Here is a 15644-nt window from a genome sequence, read left to right as displayed (position 1 = left end):
ACACTAGGTACTTGATGTACCTAGTTATTACATGCCCCAGGTGCGGGAATTACTCCGTTGTTCGTGACACAGTTAAAACCCACGAGTGCCCCTACTGCGGCTACTTAATACGTATCGAGGAAGCATCAATAATAGCTAGGGCAGGAAATGGTAGGGAGGCTAGGGAAATTATTTTGAAACTGAAAACACCCAGGGAATTAAAGAGAAAACCTTAATGCACCAATTCCGGAAGAACGAACCAATTAACCAAGTTATTCCCAACTCCATCAAGCTTCAATATGTACTGAGAGAAACCCCAATCGCTTAAGCTAAGTGGTGAAGATAATAATTTTATTGAATCGAACAGGCCTTGAAACCTTAAATTAATCTTTCCTCCAGTCACTGAATGGCTTTGGGAACAACTCCGTGAGGCTATGACTTATTGTCTTACTGCCATGAACGATGATCACCTTCTCAACACCAAACTCGCTCATTGCTTGAAGACAAAACATAAGGAATGAGGAGCCACAACGCCCATAAGTCCTGGCGTTAAACAAATATTGAAAACCCATTACCGCCATACTTCAATTTCGTAATTACCCTTGCTATAATCTGAACCCTCTCCTTATTATCACTCTCAAGAGAATCCTTAGGCATCCTCTCAAGAACTCTCAAAAGGAGTTACAGGTCTTTCGCAATTTCATCTTCATTCAAATAAGCTCTTGAGTAACTACCGTACCTGCCAATCAATGCATTAAAACCAGCGCCGTGGAGCTCGTCCGCAATAGCCTTCGCATCATTAAATCCTCTACGCTTCAATTGAAGGTAGAGATACTCATTATTATAATTAGCGTCATACTTACGAAATTAAAATGTAATAATTAACTTAAGGGGCTTAATTACTACGTGTTAATCATTATTACGGGTTAGATCATAGAAAACACCCACTATACAGGCTCCACAGGGATGTATCGGTTTATCTAAGTTTGATGTTGGTACTATAGTCTTTATCTTCCTTTCTCCATTTGATATGGCATTGAATATGGAAACACTCTCGGCGCATACCGTAAGTCCTAGGGATGAATTCTCCACATTCCCTCTATATACCTACCGTCGGGCGTTATGGCTAATGCGATTACTTTAATCCCGCTGTATGGCGCGTATGAGAGTTTTAATCCGTCCATTACGAGATCTACCCAATCCTTCGCATTCACAGTTTAATGCCTAGGTAATAATGAATTTAAATGGCTTCCACCTATGTCATGCAGTTGGTGATTTATATTGAGGATTGCCATAATAGTTGGGGCAAATAACATAAGCATTAACGTGGCCAAGACACTAATGGATAAGTATGAAATAGTCATTGTCGACTCAAACGATGAGGCGTGCTCAAGGGCATTCAAGGCGCTTAAGTCATCGGCACTGGTGTATAGGGGTGATCCTGGCAGTGAGGATGTATTAAGCGAAGTTGGTATTGATAAGGCCGAACTATTCTTGGCGTTGTCGGATGATGATGAACTAAATCATAGAGCGTGTAGTATTGCCGTAGGAAAGGGCGTGCCAATAATAATTGCGAGGGTTAATAATAAGAGTAATGAGGATTTATTCAGGGAACTAAATATTACATCCATGATAAACGTGGAAGACCTAGTAACGAGTGCCATAGAAGCCATATTAACGAAGAGAGTGGCTGAATCAATATTCACGGACCCATCAACGAACCTTTCCTTTGTAATAATACGAGTTGATGAAAAATCGCAAATAATAGGTAAACAAATTAGTTATATCGTTGATAATTATGAAGTAGCGGTGCCATACGTAATCACGTCAGGCAGAACCATTAAGCCAAGTGGTGATTATGTTGTCGAGGGTAATGACGAATTAGTAATAGTCGGCCCCTCGGCAAGTATTAACAAACTCATAAAGGAATTATCTACGGAGTAGATGCGCATAATCCCATAGCGTTACTCATTACTCCTCACACTACTATATCTCTTGCCAAGTTCCATTGATAATTCAAAGGCCCTGTTAAGCACTGAGTACTTAACATCATCTAAGGTCCTTAAGTCCTTATACGTACCTCTGGCAATCAACTCCACATACTTATCCTCAATGGCAGCCACATCCACATGAGGATCCTCAATACCTAGTTCCTCCATATAGTCATTCAATTCCTTACGCAAGTCATCAATAAGCAAACCATCCTTGGGCACCTTAAACGGTATCCTGACCTCAATACCCTCGGCAGGCGGTACCTTCCTAATTACGTTCTTTAGCATGAGCGTATATGGTACATAAATTAACTCATTACGTGAACTCCTAATTATTAGCCCAAGCGATGTTTGCTTGATCACATAGCCCTTAATTCCCATGACCTCCACGTGATCTCCAACATCCAGTGAATAATCCTTAACGAGCCTACTGAGCTTACCTGTGAGGTACTCCTCAATTATTGGTCTTGTGCCCAGTATTAGTATGACCGCCACGATAATGAGCAGAGAACCCACTATTAAGTACTGCCTAAAGGCATAGGCTATAGCCGATAATATGGTCACCACTAGCATTATCCTGAAGATAAACCTTGCATTCTCAACATCACCCTTCCTCGAGAGCTTTACCACGGCCCTAACTAACTTATCAAATATGTAGTCAAGTACGAAATACATGACCACGGATATAACAACAACTATTACCGCGTACCAAACCCAACCCGGGACTAAGTTAATTACTCCACCGCCTGCGTTACTAACATTGACTTCCACCATTATGAAACAACCTCCTTGATCACGTATTTTAAACCTAACGGCATTAATGCACGACAAGCACAGGCCTATTTGCGTACCTAACGACCTTCTCACTCACGGAGCCCAGGAGGAACCTCGTTAATCCCTTTAATCCCCTCGAACCAACTATAATTAAGTCGACATTAAGGTTATTCGCAACATTTATGATCGTGTCAGCCGCGTCAGTGCCTATTTCAAGTAAGCCCTCTGCCTCGACACTAAGGCTCTTAGCACGCTCAACGGCCTTACTTAGAAGATCCCTACCCTGTCTCTCCATGGTGTCTATTAATGCGGGATACATTGAGGAATCCGGCGCTATTGCTATCTTACCTTCCTCAATTACGTGAAGCACATAGAGTTTAGCGCCGAATCTCTTGGCGATGCCTATTGCATAGTCAAGGGCCTTCTCTCCAGCCTTTGAACCGTCAAAACCCACCAGTATCTTTGATATTGAAGACACAGATCCAAGGGTTAAACTGCTGTTAATAAGTATTATTCGGTGTTGTGCACATTCTCCGTATCTGCAATGGACTTGCTACTCCTATAAATCGCGTATGTCGTGCAAATAGGCCTCAACTCGCATTTCATGCATAGCAATGGGTCCGGAGGCTCTATTGGCCATCCCTGGTATGACTCAAGGAGTTTAAGCTCGGCTAGTACGCTTTGATTCTCCCTTCTTAGTTTGTTTATGGGTAGTGATTTAACATCCCTCATTGTAACTAGGTACGCCTCCCTAATTGCCACTCCAGTCTCCTCCAGCATAACTATGTAGGAGACCACTTGCTTGAGGTATCTCCTTTCCCTATCCTCATTCAGGTTCCACGAGCTTTTCAACTCTATTAATCCCCAGATCTCCTCGCCATCGAACTCACGCATGTAAATAATGTCGGCCCTGCCCGAGGTATCCGCTGTCTCTATCCCGCTCTCGACCTCCACGTGAACCCTTGGGTTAACGATCCTAAACCATTCCTGGTAAAGATCATGGACTGCCCTACCCCTTGCTAAGTTCCTTATTCCATCCATATTGGTTATGGTACCAAACCTTAACTTAATCAATGACTTAACAAAGCAATCGTTGCTGAAGTATGACGGCGTGGCTTTGCCGGTAGGTTTATCTATGAGGTATAGGTCATCACCAATAATCTTGGACACCCTAAGCATCTCATCTAGGTACTCCTCGGTTTTTCTCCTAATCTCATCCTCACTAACCACATCTGCTATGGGCTTTATAACCAACTTAGCCATAAATCACAGTAAAATCCCATCGCTTACCCGTTTATAAACCCAACAATCACGACTAATAACTTAAAAACGGATGAAAAAGCAGGTGGTTTGTATGGTATATGTTGGAGTAGACATTGGCGCTACGTACATAAGGGTTGGCCTCATAGATAAGAATGGTAATGTTATTAACAAAGTGAAGACTAAGCAACCGAGTACCGGCGATGAGAATGTCGTAGCAAACATGATTATAAGGCTAATAAGGGACTTGGCCATGGACAGCAGTATTGAGGGTATAGGCATAGGCTCCATAGGACCCTTGGACCTAAAGGAGGGCATCGTCCCCTGGGCACCAAATGCACCCATCAGGAGGTTTAAGGTTGCGGAGCCAATAATAAAGGCATTCAGGATGCCGGTGGTTTTGGGCAATGATGCCATGGCAGCCGTGTGGGGCGAGTACCTATTCGGCATCGGTAAGGGTGCTGATAACCTGATCTACATGACCTTTAGCACCGGAATTGGCGCAGGGATCATAGTTGATGGGCACTTGCTCGTTGGTAAGGACGGCAATGCCCACGAAATTGGGCACTTGGTAATTGACATAAACTCGGGAATACAATGCGGCTGTGGTGGTTACGGCCATTGGGAGGCCCTTGGCTCGGGCGCCAACATACCTAGGGTCATTAAGGAATTCATTAAAGGAAAATCCTATAAGTCAAGGCTATACGATAAACTCACTAAAAATGGTAACGTGAGTACAGAGGAGGTTTTTCAAGCCTATTACGAGGGGGATGAACTTGCGAGGGACTTTATTGATAACTACCTGGCTAGGGTGTATGTTGCTGGGTTAGTGAACGTAATAAGCGCCTACGACCCAGAAATAATAGTACTGGGTGGCTCAATGGCGCTTAATAATAAGGATTTGTTTAAAGGCTTTATCGAGAGATACCTAAGGCACTACCTAGCCATACCTATTAAACCAGCGCGTATAGAGTTTACGGAATTTGGCGATGACGTGGGTATAATAGGCGCGGCCGCCCTGGCCATAAGAACCCCTGATACGCTGAGCAAGTACGTGGAACGTTATAAACGATTCCTTAGTTAAGGTTATTAAAACAATATACTAATTATTCAATGTACATGGTTGATACCGTAATAATTGATGCAGGATATAATGGTTTAGTCACAGGCATAGTCCTAACCAAAGCTGGACTAAATGTTTTAGTCCTTGATCATGCAACGTGGCTTGGTGGGCAGGTAGCTGGTGCGCCTGGTTATAACGCAGCCATGAGGATACTCAATGAATGGAACCCATTGAGGTGATTACTCATGTATAAGCAGGTTATTGTGGTTAGAACTGACCTTGGGATGTCCTGCGGTAAGACTGCGGCTCAGGCGGCTCATGGGGCCGTTGGGGCCGTGCTCAGGATCATTGAGGATGGCAGGAGGAACTGGCTTGAGTGGTTTAGGGCCTGGGAATCCTCTGGGCAGAAGAAGGTTGTTCTAGTGGTTAATTCAATGGAGGAACTGCTTAGGCTTAGGGAGAAGGCTGAGAAGTTAGGCTTACCGACATTTCTCGTTGAGGACGCTGGACTCACGGAACTGCCTCCGGGCACGATTACCGTGTTGGCCATTGGGCCTGGGCCTGAGGATTTAATTAATAAGGTCACTGGTTCGTTAAAGTTGCTAAGGTGATTGTGTGAGCTTATCCCGGTTCTTTAGGGATGTGATGAATAAGGTCTTTGCTTACTCGAATTATGAGTTGGTTAATACGGTGATCACCCTTTTTCAATTAAGGAGACTCAGGTATTGGGCATTTGAGGAAGTCCTCAAGTCAATGAATAAATGCGAGGGTTACTTGCTGGATCTTGGGGCTGGTGATGGATCCATGACTAGGTTCATTCTTAATAACGGCCTTAGGCATAGACCCGTGATAATGCTTGATCCAGCAGTTAATGGACTTAGATTAAGGGGTGATCTGCATTCTGTGGTTGTTGATAGGGTGGTTGGCGTTGGCGAATACTTGCCGTTTAAGCAGGGAACCATGTGCGTAGTCTATACTTCGTTTGCACTGAGACAATTCAATAATAAGGTTCTTGCCCTTCTTGAGGCGCGTAGGGTGCTGAGGAGAGGTGGATCGTTAATTATCCTTGAGTTCTGGAGACCAGATAGCCCATTGGCCTACGCAGTCCTTTTATTTTATCTAATCTTTGCGCTACCGTTATTGGTCTCCATAGTTGCACCTAGGGAGGTCAGGGACTACATGGCCATGAGGATCACGGTCAGGAATATCGGTGGTCATTCATGGTTAAGAAGCTTGGTTAATCATACCGTGGGTGAGATTGTGACTTACCGCGCATACCTTAGGATCTTCCTTTTAATAAGGGCTGTTAGGTCGTAATTCCTCAGGACAAAACCTTAAGCCTGGTAAGTGTTTCCCGCTTAGGTCTTCCTGATTCATCATAGCCACGGAATTCATAGTACTTCCTAACCATGAATGACCACTCCTCCTCAGCAACCACGTACTGCTTACCATCATATTCTACCGGTTCCCTTAACCACCTTGGCGGTAGCCTATCTTGTTCAATGGTAGTTCCATTCATGTACCTATGAAGCACAATGACCCTTTGCGCTACCTCCCTTAATTCATCAATGGTATAGTTAAGACCCGTCACGGCATTCATAACATCCCTAATCACGTCCCACATATATATCGCCCTACCAAACTTACACAGCAACATTGAGTCATATAGGGCGTTTCTTTCCTCGAGTTCCATGACGGCCTTGACCTTCTCCTCACCTGTGGCGAATCTACCACCCGCTTGACCAGCCGTATCAATGGCATAGGCACTTGACCACAGGTGATCGGCACCCCTCTCTGAGATCGCGTTATTGAGTATCATGCCCTTAAGGGTCCTAGGATCATAACCAGCGGGTTCAAGGCCCTTATCATGTATCGCGAGATCCTGGACACCCAGTTTCTCAGCAATGGCCTTTGTACCCAGTGCGGCCAACTCACCGAGTCCATGCCTATAGGCTATGTTGATTATTAACTGCCTAACACCATCATAATCACCCCACCTTGGCGCGCCCTTAATGATACCTTTATTGCCAAGGTATATCAGGAAGGCTATTGTGTTTCCGAGGCTTATCGTATCGAAGCCAAGCCTATCAGCTAGTTCTGCAAGGTCAATGAGCCTCTGTGGGTCATGAATACCAGTTAGGCCTCCAAGGGCCATCGTGGTCTCGTACTCAAGATCATACTCACCATTACTTGACCTAACAACCTTATGGCACGCCACTGGACAGTAGAGGCAAGCGCCGTGCTTAATGAAGTACTTAGGCTTTAGCGTCTTTTCCCACGATATGTCCTCCCAATTAGGCATAACGACCTTGGTCCAGTAAATTGATGGAAAGAAGCCCATCCCATTGCCAGCATCTATTAGTCTCACAGTACCGCCTTGCCTAATGGGTATCATGCCAGGGCTAGTAACGGCTTGCCTACCAAGGTTCCTAGCTAGGTCTTGATATGCCTTATCATCAGCCACATCCACAGCCTTACTGACGGGTATGAAGGTTATGGCCTTCACATTCTTACTACCCATCACAGCCCCGGCTCCAGTGCGTCCAAACTGTCTCCACTCCTCATGGCCAATGCACGCATACGGTACCTTATTCTCACCAGCGGGCCCTATCGTCAGTACCGCGGAGTCCTTAAACTCCCTCTTTATGGCGTGCTCGGTCTCCACGGTGTCTAAACCCCATAACTCCCTGGCATCCCTAAACTCAACCTTACCATCACTAATAACCAGGTGAGCAGGTCTCGGGCTTATTCCAGTAATCACCACGGCATCAACACCCGCATACTTCATGTATGCGCCCAGGGTCCCGCCAACGGTTGAGTAACTCCACCTATTCGTGAGCGGTGACTTGAAGATTGCCGCCGCCCTAGTTGCCAGCGGTATCCTTGTCCCACCCAGAGGCCCCGTGGCTATTATCAATGGGTTCTCGGCGCCGTATGGATCAACACTACTAAGGCTTAGGTTCAAATCAAAGATTATCTTTAACCCCAATCCTCTACCTCCTATGAATAGCCTAGCCACATTCTCATTAATACTCTCAGTCCTTACTTCATTACGGCTTAAATTAATCCATAGTACCTTACCTGCATAACCATGCATATTGACATCACCACCTAAGTAGCTGACTAATAAGGTTTTACTTAATCATGTTAATTCTAGGATTTATTTAAAACTAGGTCATATTTTTGAAAACTGTGGAGAATATGTACTCAGGCAGTGGTTGGTTGGTAAGGGTCAACAATGGTATTGCTGAGGTCATAATAAATAGGCCGCCATTGAACTTGATAACGCTTGAGATGAGGAGGGACCTGGGTAGGATAATCAATGAGTTGGAGCAGGACAGTAACGTGAGGGTCGTGATTTTCGAGGGCAGTGGTGATAAGGCATTTAGTGCCGGTGGTGATGTTACGGAATTCCTAAACACCACACCCAACGAATTAATTGACTGGGGTAGGACAATAGAGGCTGTAGAGAACCTCAGCAAACCAACGATAGCCCTCCTCAGGGGTTACGTACTTGGCGCAGGCACTGAATTAGCCCTCGCCTGCGACATTAGGGTCGGCACACCAGACGTGGAGATAGGGCTTCCCGAGATCAGGCTTGGCATGGTACCAGCAAGCGGCGGTTTAACAAGGATTGTTAAGGCACTCGGTCCACTCCGCACAAAATACCACTTACTCCTTGGTACGAGGATTAAAGCGAATGAGGCGTTACAGTATGGCTTGTTGCATGAGGTTGTCGAGCTGCCTAAAATTCACGAGAGAGTCAGGGAGATAGCCAGGGACTTAATGTCATTATCGCCACTGGCAGTTAAGGCGTTGAAGGGGGCTATTAGGCTTATTCAGGACTCACCAATGGAGGTGGGTTTTGACATCGAGAGAAAAACCTTTGCGCTGCTGCGATATAGCCAGGATTTCCAGGAGGGCATTAAGGCGTTTAAGGAGAAGAGGCAACCCAAGTTCTAGGGATTATGACAGCGAAATATTATTAAACTTAAGGTGTTATTTCTTGATTAGCCACACAGAGCCCCGAAGGATCGGGCCGATGAAGGTCGTGGGTTACCCCGGCCATATTTTATGCTCATTGATTAGGGTTATTGAAATCATCAATTACTAGCTTGAGGTCGTTCGTAACTCTGTATTTAACCTGCCTTACCTTGTCATTATCTATGATGTAGATTTGTGGTATTCTCACCATGCCGTTATTAATCCCATACCTGATTATGAATTTCATGGCCTCCGGCTCATCATAACTCTTGATTTCGCAATTAATTCCTGCCTTAAGCACCTGTGTGCACAATGCGTCTAGTTGGTCCTTGAGGTAGTCCCACTTGCTCGTTATTATAATCATTATCTTGGCCATACCTCCTTGGATTTATTGTATTAAGTAATGTTTTTAAAGTGGCTCTCAAGTGTCATGTCGAGGAAGTATGGAATACGTATATGCGGCATTACTATTGCACTACGGTAAACAACCCATTAGCGAGGAGAATGTGGTTAAGGTTCTACAGGCAGCTGGGATACAGGTTGATGAGGTTAGGGTTAAGGCGCTTGTGGCTGCGTTGAAGGAGGTTAATATTGATGAGGCTATAAAGGCTGCAGTGGCGATGCCCGTAGCGGCCGCCTCAGCGGCAACATCAGGTAGTGCCGCAGCTGGTGGTGAGCAGAAGGCTGAGACTAAGGCGGAGGAGAAGAAAGCTGAGGAAAAGAAGGAGGGCCCCAGTGAAGAGGAGATTGCTGCTGGTTTATCAAGTCTGTTTGGTTGATTAAAATATTTTATCTAGTACAAGTGTAAAAATTATTTATTCTCGCTTTCAACTCTGAATAAATTCTTCATGGCTTTGTCCCATAATTCCCTGGGCGACTTGTGATAAATCCTTATCTTGCTATATGGAAAACCAGGCAGTGGTTTTACGAGCTCAAATTCCACGAATCTCCTCTTCTCATTAATTATTACCTGCTTGACAGGTATTGGTGATTTGAGCAGGTACATGCCGTCTATAAGCATTGCATCCTTGAAGATTATTAATTCCTTATTTATTGTGTATGGGAAGTTAGATATCTGTACGCTGGTTGTCATGAAGGGCATCCTCATGACCCTGAATATAACGTACATAAGTACAAAGAATACACCGAAGTATATTAGGTAGTCAATGAAGTATGCATAGAAAAGGTTGGCTTCCTCAATGGTTTGTGTAAACCAAGGCTTTAGGTAATAACCAATGTTTACCGTATTCGAGATGTACTTAGCCAGTGATATGAATGGCCCCGAAAGCACATACGTATAGAGCATCAATAGTCCTATTAGAACCACCATAAGTACCACCATGTTCTTCATCTGTGACTTAACAAACTTGTTTGTTTCCTGCATGTACTCAGGATCCTTCTCCATGGCCTTCATGAAATCATCACGTGTTAATTTCTCTACGGCACCCGTCTTGCTAACCTTCATGTATTCCTCGATCTCCCTAAACCTGGTCCTGGTGCTCCTAATACCCATTACTATGACTATCCCGAAGAATATTGCTAGGTAGGCGATCACTATTACGTATGTTATCGATGTTTCATGGGCTATGTTACCCCAGGCACCCACCACTGCAAATACTATTGTGAATATTATCGGCCATAGGTACCTAAGTACCTTACCCCGTGTACTATTTTGTTGAGTGAACATCTCGGAAGTCTACTTTAATACCCATTTAAAACCTTACCAAATACAGGACAGGGCATAGGCAGGGAAGTGAGAAAAGGTTTATTTTCCTTATAATCACCGTGTAGTGGAAATGAATGCTAGTGATGAATTAGTAATTAATGTAATATGCGATAACGAAGTAAAGGCACCAAACGTAGAGAGGGATAACTCTATATCGTTACTTGTTAACAATGAGTTATTAATTGATGCTTGCTCAAGCGCTAATAAGCTAGTTGGTAATAGCAAGGTATTGGGTATCAACATTAAACCTAGACTACTTATTGTAACAACGCCAGTTAATCATCACTGGGGTGGTATTGACGCATTGACGGGTGTATCCACGGTTATAATGCCTGTTGATAATACGATACATGGGTTTGAACTTAGGAGCAAGTTGGATGAACTTGGTCTTGATGTCATTGAGGTTGGTGGCAGGGAGAAGGTTAAGCTTAGTTTTGGTACTGTTGAGTTTATTAGGGTTGGTAATAGGAGGGTTGGTGAGTTACTTATTTATTTACCAAATTATGGTCTGCTAATCAGTGGCTGTGGTTTGAATCTATGGCTTATTAATGACAGTGATATTGTGAAATTCTTCAGGGAATTAGGTATTAAGTACTTCATTGGTGGATTAGGAGCTACATCAATAAGTGAGTACCAAGGTGCTTTATTGATGGATGTAATTAGGTGGTTGAATGGGGTTTATCCGTTACATGGCACCGGACCTAGACTAAGGAAGGAATTAGTGATTACTCATAGGAATATTCATGATGCTGGTGCAGGATCCATATTAAGGTTTAGGTGATTACAGTGCAGTACCTTGGTTTAATAGCAGTGATTGCGGCTTGGTTCATAATCGTTGGTGTAGTATACCTCCTGAGATTCCTTGGTGTTAAGGTGCCCATCAAGATATACTATGGAGTATTCATAATGCTTAGAGATGAGGAGTTGGTAAAGGATATCATAGCACCTCTCGGTAACTTACTACGTAGGGTACCGAGTTGGTTAGTGATCACGCTAACAGTTGGGCTTTTCCTGATTTCCATGTTTGTAATTGTCCCTATACCATTAACAATAATGAGTGTTAATGCGTGGGGATTACCATCAATGCTCTACCTAATGGTTAGGAACTTGGTACTAATGGCTGTGGCTGTTGTACATAGATTAAGCCCAATTGAGGCCGTGGAAAAGGGATTCACACCACTGGCACCATTGATACCTGGCGTTACAGTGTCGCTTTATACATTCATCTACATAATAGTGGCCATAGGAATTGGTATCCTTCTCCATGAGCTTGCCCATGGCGCCGTATCATCACGGTACGGAATAAGAATAAAGTCAGGAGGCGCCTTTGCACTACTATTCCTAGCCTTTGGCGGCTTTGTTGAGATTGATGAAGAGGAGTTGAGGAAGATGAGCTTGCCCATTAGACTTACGGTATACTCTAGCGGAGTTTTCATGAACATAATCCTCGCATACATCGCAGCTGCCCTTGTGGGGCTTGCATTACTTAGTCCACAACTGACCCAGGGCCTTTTGGGGACCACCATTGTTTACACGGTTAATTCCACAGATATAGCTCTTAAGAGCGGTTACATAATAACCGCGGTAAATGGACACCCCATAGCCAGCGTATATACCTTAATCTCTATATTAAGTTCAGTAAACGCAAGTAACGTGACTGTGACTGCGCTGAATCCAATAAACGGAGCCATAGTTAGTGAAGTTCTAAGTACTAAAAACCTCACAATGGAGCTACTGGGTTATTCAGCCCTATATGTGAGTCCGTGGGGTGTAGTTGTCGAGAGCAGGTCCTTCTATAACCTAATGTTTTGGATATACACGCTGAATCTGACGCTGGCTTTACTTAATGCCTTCCCAGCATATCCACTCGATGGCGGGCAGTTTCTAGATGCAATATTAGCCAGCGTAATAAAAGACCAGGCATTAAGGAGCAAGGTAATGATTGGATTGTCGGTGGTCCTGTGGTCATTAATAGGATTGACACTTTACTACACACTAATAACTGGGCTATACAGGTTAATTTAAAGTGCGAATCCTTTTAAATATACCTAGCCCGGGCTTTGATAATGAGCGGTAGCACCGCCGTTGGTAAGCATGGTGATACAAGCACCAAGATAAGGAGGGGTACAATACTGGGCATTGTAATTACCGTCCTGTTTTTCCCAATGGGTCTTACTAATTTCGGTGAGGCGTTTGCCCTGGAACTCAGAGTATATGGTTATGTGATCTATAGAGCTGGGGATGTTATCAGTATTGGTTTCCATTACTTACCGCTTTACCTATACATGTGGAGGGTTTCATCATTACTATTCCTTGCCTGGATTATTACGTATATTGCTTACATAATCAAACCATCAATGGTCCTTGATTCCTCCGGCATCATTTACGGCATTTCCTACGTAATTACACACTACATTTATCTATTCACAATAGGCGCACCCATTATTATTTATCCATTTGTTTACTCCATGGTTACCGTAGGGAAACCACTACTTTACCTCGACTGGGGTCAGGTAATTGCCATAATAACTATCTGGAGGGTCTATACAATACGTAGGTTAGTACGGGGTTAAGGATGGGTATTGCTAAGGAGAATGTCAAGGAGAGAATTGCATTAATACTGCGTGAGCTTGGTATTGAATGGGTTAGGAGGTTTGAGGAAAGGGATCCTCAGTTTCTATCGATATCGAGACTCTGCAATGGGTTAAATAATGACATTGGCGTCACCCTAAGGCTTACGGTTCTCAATGCACTAATTAGTTATCAATTGACTGGTAAGGGTGAGGATCACTGGGATTACTTCGCCAATTACTTCATTAGAAATAGACCAAGTGATCTATGCAATGACTTTATCGGCTATGTAATGAATAGTAAGTACCTGGCTAGATATAGGAGTTCAAGAATTAGGAGGATTAGGAATGCTTGTCCTCGATTAACCAATCTAGATGCAGGTAAATACCTGCATGACTTGACGTCACTATGGAGATTCCTTTCAAGCGTTGTTAATGCTCATGGTAATGAGAAGACTGTGGTCTTCGCCGTGAAGATAGCCTACTACGTGGATAGGGCTTGCGGCCTTGATGTTAATGTGCCCATGGATATCCCAATACCCGTTGATTATAGGGTTACCGTAATAACAATATGCAGTGGATTAATACCCATCGCAAGTAATTCACTTAATGCGCGACAACTGGCTGGGGAGATTATGGTTAGGCGCAGGCAAGAGATACAGGATGTATGGAATGAGGTAGGTAGACTCAGTGGCATACCACCCCTTAACCTAGACTCAGTGATTTGGGTGCTTGGGGGCTTGTTAATAAATTCCTCATTCGAAATGAACAAGGCAATTAATGGGTTAAGTGGGCTTGGCATCCGTGATAAGAGAGTCAATGAGTTGCTTTACTTATTGGGCGGCCGGTGCATTAATAGGTAGGTATTGGTGGCGATTTCCCTTGCCTCCCTATAAACTTGACCCTGACTCTTACTTGTTTTAAACCTGCGCAGTAGCTCGATACGGTCATTCTTAATTGCTATGTATCCTGTTAAGACCAGTCTATCGATTATTTTCCTTGCGTAATCATGACCAAGCCAATAGTTGATCAACCTATAGACCTTAAGGTACTTAAGTCTCACCTTGCCTCCCCTAAGCTCAAGTTCCTCAAGTAGTAGTAATGCTAACCTTGCCTCAGGGCTCATTGACATAAACCTCACCCCTATCCAAATCAACATGTACCGCGACTCCACTCCTTATGTTTAGGATTTCCTTGGGCAGGTTAGTCATTATTGGTATCTGCGCCATGACGGCGCCAATTATCAGCATGGTATCTGCCTTAACACTTAGTATTACCAGTGGCGCCTTGCCGTACTTGCTTAGTTGGTACATTACGTAGGGGCCAACCGTTGAGCCTCTCGAACTAGGTATCGCCAGTACCTTACCTGCTATGTTGACGTTTATAGTTTTTATGATGCCGCTTTTTCCATCAACATCACCGAGGAACGAAAGAGGCTCCTTGTAGGTAATTAATTCACCATCAATAGTCCCACTACCGAATAAGGTCTCTCCCTTAAACTTCATTAGCAATCGGGAAAGGAAAGAAACATGCTTATTAATTTTTATGACTGTGTTTAATATCTACATTCAATTACTCAATCCTAATCTTAATAACCCTCTTGGTCTCCTCAACCTCCTCCTTAGGCAACTCCCTGTAAGTCAACCACCAAGCGAAGCCCTTGTACTGCTGGAGCCTCTTTGGAGCCTCCTCGACATTATGCGGTGGTGGATTCAGCACATTTTCGCCGATTACCTCATTGTACGGCCAGTTCGCTGGCATAACAACGCCATACTTATCAATGAGTTGTAACGACCTAATTACCCTGAGTATCTCTGGTATATTCCTACCAAGCTCCAGTGGGTAGTATAGTATTGTCCTTATCGTCGCCTTATCATCAACTATAAAGACAGTCCTAACAGTATTTGTGCTAGACTCTGCATGTAACATGCCGAGAGCCCTTGAGACGTTACCCAGCGGATCAGCAATTATTGGGAATGGTATCTTAACGCCGAGTGTCTTCTCAATCCACTGTACCCACTCAATGTGGCTGATATCAGTATCAACGCTTAAGCCTATTAACTCTGTATTTAGCTTCTTGAAGTCGTCATAGTGCTTAGCGAAGCTCACGAACTCCGTGGTACACACCGGCGTGAAGTCGCCTGGATGGCTAAAGAGTATAAACCACTTACCCTTGAAGGCATCTGGTAGTTTCATTGGTCCATGAGTTGTCATTACGTTTAGCTCAGGGAATTTTTCCCCTATTGACGGGATTGTTATTGGCATACTACGGGTCAGTAAATGGCCATATATTTAAA

General features: G+C 44.0%; 24 protein-coding genes. 12 read left to right on the top strand and 12 right to left on the bottom strand.

Annotation, left to right across the window (positions count from 1 at the left end; all coding sequences use genetic code 11):
- Nucleotides 1-14: 14 nt before the first annotated feature.
- The gene (locus Vsou_RS11070) at nt 15-215 is read left to right on the top strand and encodes a DUF1922 domain-containing protein (protein ID WP_054844490.1); all 201 of its coding nucleotides are present in this window, start codon (nt 15-17) and stop codon (nt 213-215) included.
- A 147-nt stretch (nt 216-362) separates the two neighbouring features.
- On the opposite strand, the gene Vsou_RS11065 is transcribed toward Vsou_RS11070, so the two are convergent.
- The 3 genes from Vsou_RS11065 to Vsou_RS11055 all read right to left on the bottom strand — a co-directional run bounded on the left by Vsou_RS11065 (nt 363) and on the right by Vsou_RS11055 (nt 1193).
- Nucleotides 363-551, bottom strand: coding sequence for a hypothetical protein (locus Vsou_RS11065; RefSeq protein ID WP_229709966.1), 189 nt, complete (start codon nt 549-551; stop codon nt 363-365).
- Nucleotides 552-660: 109 nt separating this feature from the next.
- Complete coding sequence (locus Vsou_RS11060) at nt 661-798, bottom strand: hypothetical protein (protein ID WP_188604208.1); 138 nt, start codon at nt 796-798, stop codon at nt 661-663.
- Between the two features lie 254 nt (nt 799-1052).
- Nucleotides 1053-1193, bottom strand: coding sequence for a cytidine/deoxycytidylate deaminase family protein (locus Vsou_RS11055; protein ID WP_229709965.1), 141 nt, complete (start codon nt 1191-1193; stop codon nt 1053-1055).
- Between the two features lie 67 nt (nt 1194-1260).
- Here Vsou_RS11055 and Vsou_RS11050 point away from each other — a divergent pair, with 67 nt between their 5' ends.
- Nucleotides 1261-1923, top strand: a complete 663-nt coding sequence (locus tag Vsou_RS11050; RefSeq protein ID WP_188604207.1) for a potassium channel family protein — start codon at nt 1261-1263, stop codon at nt 1921-1923.
- A gap of 20 nt (nt 1924-1943) precedes the next feature.
- Here Vsou_RS11050 and Vsou_RS11045 read toward each other — a convergent pair whose 3' ends face one another.
- Genes Vsou_RS11045 through Vsou_RS11035 form a run of 3 tightly spaced genes read right to left on the bottom strand, consistent with a single transcriptional unit; the run spans nt 1944 to nt 4007 of the window.
- Nucleotides 1944-2744: a mechanosensitive ion channel domain-containing protein gene (locus tag Vsou_RS11045; RefSeq protein ID WP_188604206.1), complete on the bottom strand. Its 801-nt coding sequence runs from the start codon at nt 2742-2744 to the stop codon at nt 1944-1946.
- A gap of 43 nt (nt 2745-2787) precedes the next feature.
- The gene (locus tag Vsou_RS11040) at nt 2788-3222 is read right to left on the bottom strand and encodes a universal stress protein (protein ID WP_188604205.1); all 435 of its coding nucleotides are present in this window, start codon (nt 3220-3222) and stop codon (nt 2788-2790) included.
- A 32-nt stretch (nt 3223-3254) separates the two neighbouring features.
- A complete protein-coding gene (locus tag Vsou_RS11035) occupies nt 3255-4007 on the bottom strand; it encodes a Dna2/Cas4 domain-containing protein (RefSeq protein ID WP_054844488.1) in 753 nt (250 codons plus the stop codon).
- A 91-nt stretch (nt 4008-4098) separates the two neighbouring features.
- Here Vsou_RS11035 and Vsou_RS11030 point away from each other — a divergent pair, with 91 nt between their 5' ends.
- The 4 genes from Vsou_RS11030 to Vsou_RS11015 are packed head-to-tail and all read left to right on the top strand — an operon-like array spanning nt 4099 to nt 6384.
- On the top strand, nt 4099-5088 hold the full coding sequence (locus Vsou_RS11030) for an ROK family protein (protein ID WP_188604204.1): 990 nt from the start codon (nt 4099-4101) through the stop codon (nt 5086-5088).
- Between the two features lie 35 nt (nt 5089-5123).
- Nucleotides 5124-5306 (top strand): NAD(P)-binding protein, encoded by a 183-nt coding sequence (locus Vsou_RS11025; RefSeq protein WP_188604203.1) that lies wholly within the window; start codon nt 5124-5126, stop codon nt 5304-5306.
- A 6-nt stretch (nt 5307-5312) separates the two neighbouring features.
- Nucleotides 5313-5678 (top strand): peptidyl-tRNA hydrolase Pth2, encoded by a 366-nt coding sequence (gene pth2 / locus Vsou_RS11020; RefSeq protein ID WP_188604202.1) that lies wholly within the window; start codon nt 5313-5315, stop codon nt 5676-5678.
- A 4-nt stretch (nt 5679-5682) separates the two neighbouring features.
- The gene (locus Vsou_RS11015) at nt 5683-6384 is read left to right on the top strand and encodes a class I SAM-dependent methyltransferase (protein ID WP_229709964.1); all 702 of its coding nucleotides are present in this window, start codon (nt 5683-5685) and stop codon (nt 6382-6384) included.
- A gap of 4 nt (nt 6385-6388) precedes the next feature.
- On the opposite strand, the gene Vsou_RS11010 is transcribed toward Vsou_RS11015, so the two are convergent.
- The gene (locus Vsou_RS11010) at nt 6389-8164 is read right to left on the bottom strand and encodes an aldehyde ferredoxin oxidoreductase family protein (protein WP_188604201.1); all 1776 of its coding nucleotides are present in this window, start codon (nt 8162-8164) and stop codon (nt 6389-6391) included.
- Nucleotides 8165-8268: 104 nt separating this feature from the next.
- On the opposite strand from Vsou_RS11010, the gene Vsou_RS11005 reads away from it, so the two are divergent.
- Nucleotides 8269-9030 carry an enoyl-CoA hydratase/isomerase family protein gene (locus Vsou_RS11005; RefSeq protein WP_188604219.1) on the top strand — a complete coding sequence of 254 codons (762 nt, stop codon included), beginning with the start codon at nt 8269-8271 and terminating at the stop codon, nt 9028-9030.
- A 115-nt stretch (nt 9031-9145) separates the two neighbouring features.
- On the opposite strand, the gene Vsou_RS11000 is transcribed toward Vsou_RS11005, so the two are convergent.
- Nucleotides 9146-9427, bottom strand: coding sequence for a hypothetical protein (locus Vsou_RS11000; protein WP_054844486.1), 282 nt, complete (start codon nt 9425-9427; stop codon nt 9146-9148).
- A 67-nt stretch (nt 9428-9494) separates the two neighbouring features.
- Here Vsou_RS11000 and rpl12p point away from each other — a divergent pair, with 67 nt between their 5' ends.
- Complete coding sequence (rpl12p, locus tag Vsou_RS10995; RefSeq protein ID WP_188604218.1) at nt 9495-9830, top strand: 50S ribosomal protein P1; 336 nt, start codon at nt 9495-9497, stop codon at nt 9828-9830.
- 32 nt (nt 9831-9862) lie between these two features.
- Here rpl12p and Vsou_RS10990 read toward each other — a convergent pair whose 3' ends face one another.
- On the bottom strand, nt 9863-10738 hold the full coding sequence (locus Vsou_RS10990) for a DUF2208 family protein (RefSeq protein ID WP_188604200.1): 876 nt from the start codon (nt 10736-10738) through the stop codon (nt 9863-9865).
- A 109-nt stretch (nt 10739-10847) separates the two neighbouring features.
- Here Vsou_RS10990 and Vsou_RS10985 point away from each other — a divergent pair, with 109 nt between their 5' ends.
- From Vsou_RS10985 to Vsou_RS10970, 4 genes are read left to right on the top strand one after another with little or no spacing between them, the layout of a single operon-like run.
- On the top strand, nt 10848-11558 hold the full coding sequence (locus Vsou_RS10985; protein ID WP_188604199.1) for a hypothetical protein: 711 nt from the start codon (nt 10848-10850) through the stop codon (nt 11556-11558).
- A 5-nt stretch (nt 11559-11563) separates the two neighbouring features.
- The gene (locus Vsou_RS10980; RefSeq protein ID WP_188604198.1) at nt 11564-12802 is read left to right on the top strand and encodes a site-2 protease family protein; all 1239 of its coding nucleotides are present in this window, start codon (nt 11564-11566) and stop codon (nt 12800-12802) included.
- 41 nt (nt 12803-12843) lie between these two features.
- A complete protein-coding gene (locus tag Vsou_RS10975; RefSeq protein WP_188604197.1) occupies nt 12844-13350 on the top strand; it encodes a hypothetical protein in 507 nt (168 codons plus the stop codon).
- Nucleotides 13351-13352: 2 nt separating this feature from the next.
- Nucleotides 13353-14210, top strand: a complete 858-nt coding sequence (locus tag Vsou_RS10970) for an N-glycosylase/DNA lyase (protein WP_188604196.1) — start codon at nt 13353-13355, stop codon at nt 14208-14210.
- On the opposite strand, the gene Vsou_RS10965 is transcribed toward Vsou_RS10970, so the two are convergent.
- From Vsou_RS10965 to Vsou_RS10955, 3 genes are all read right to left on the bottom strand, one after another.
- Nucleotides 14177-14479, bottom strand: coding sequence for a hypothetical protein (locus tag Vsou_RS10965; RefSeq protein WP_188604195.1), 303 nt, complete (start codon nt 14477-14479; stop codon nt 14177-14179). The two genes, Vsou_RS10970 and Vsou_RS10965, sit on opposite strands and share 34 nt — an antisense overlap.
- A complete protein-coding gene (locus Vsou_RS10960) occupies nt 14463-14852 on the bottom strand; it encodes an aconitase X swivel domain-containing protein (RefSeq protein ID WP_188604194.1) in 390 nt (129 codons plus the stop codon). Before Vsou_RS10960 ends, Vsou_RS10965 begins: the two co-directional genes overlap by 17 nt.
- A gap of 67 nt (nt 14853-14919) precedes the next feature.
- On the bottom strand, nt 14920-15612 hold the full coding sequence (locus tag Vsou_RS10955) for a peroxiredoxin (protein WP_054844481.1): 693 nt from the start codon (nt 15610-15612) through the stop codon (nt 14920-14922).
- Nucleotides 15613-15644 lie beyond the last annotated feature (32 nt).

Source organism: Vulcanisaeta souniana JCM 11219 (genome assembly GCF_026000775.1).
GTDB classification, from domain to species: Archaea; Thermoproteota; Thermoprotei; order Thermoproteales; family Thermocladiaceae; genus Vulcanisaeta; species Vulcanisaeta souniana.
This window is presented reverse-complemented; position numbering and strand designations above follow the sequence as displayed.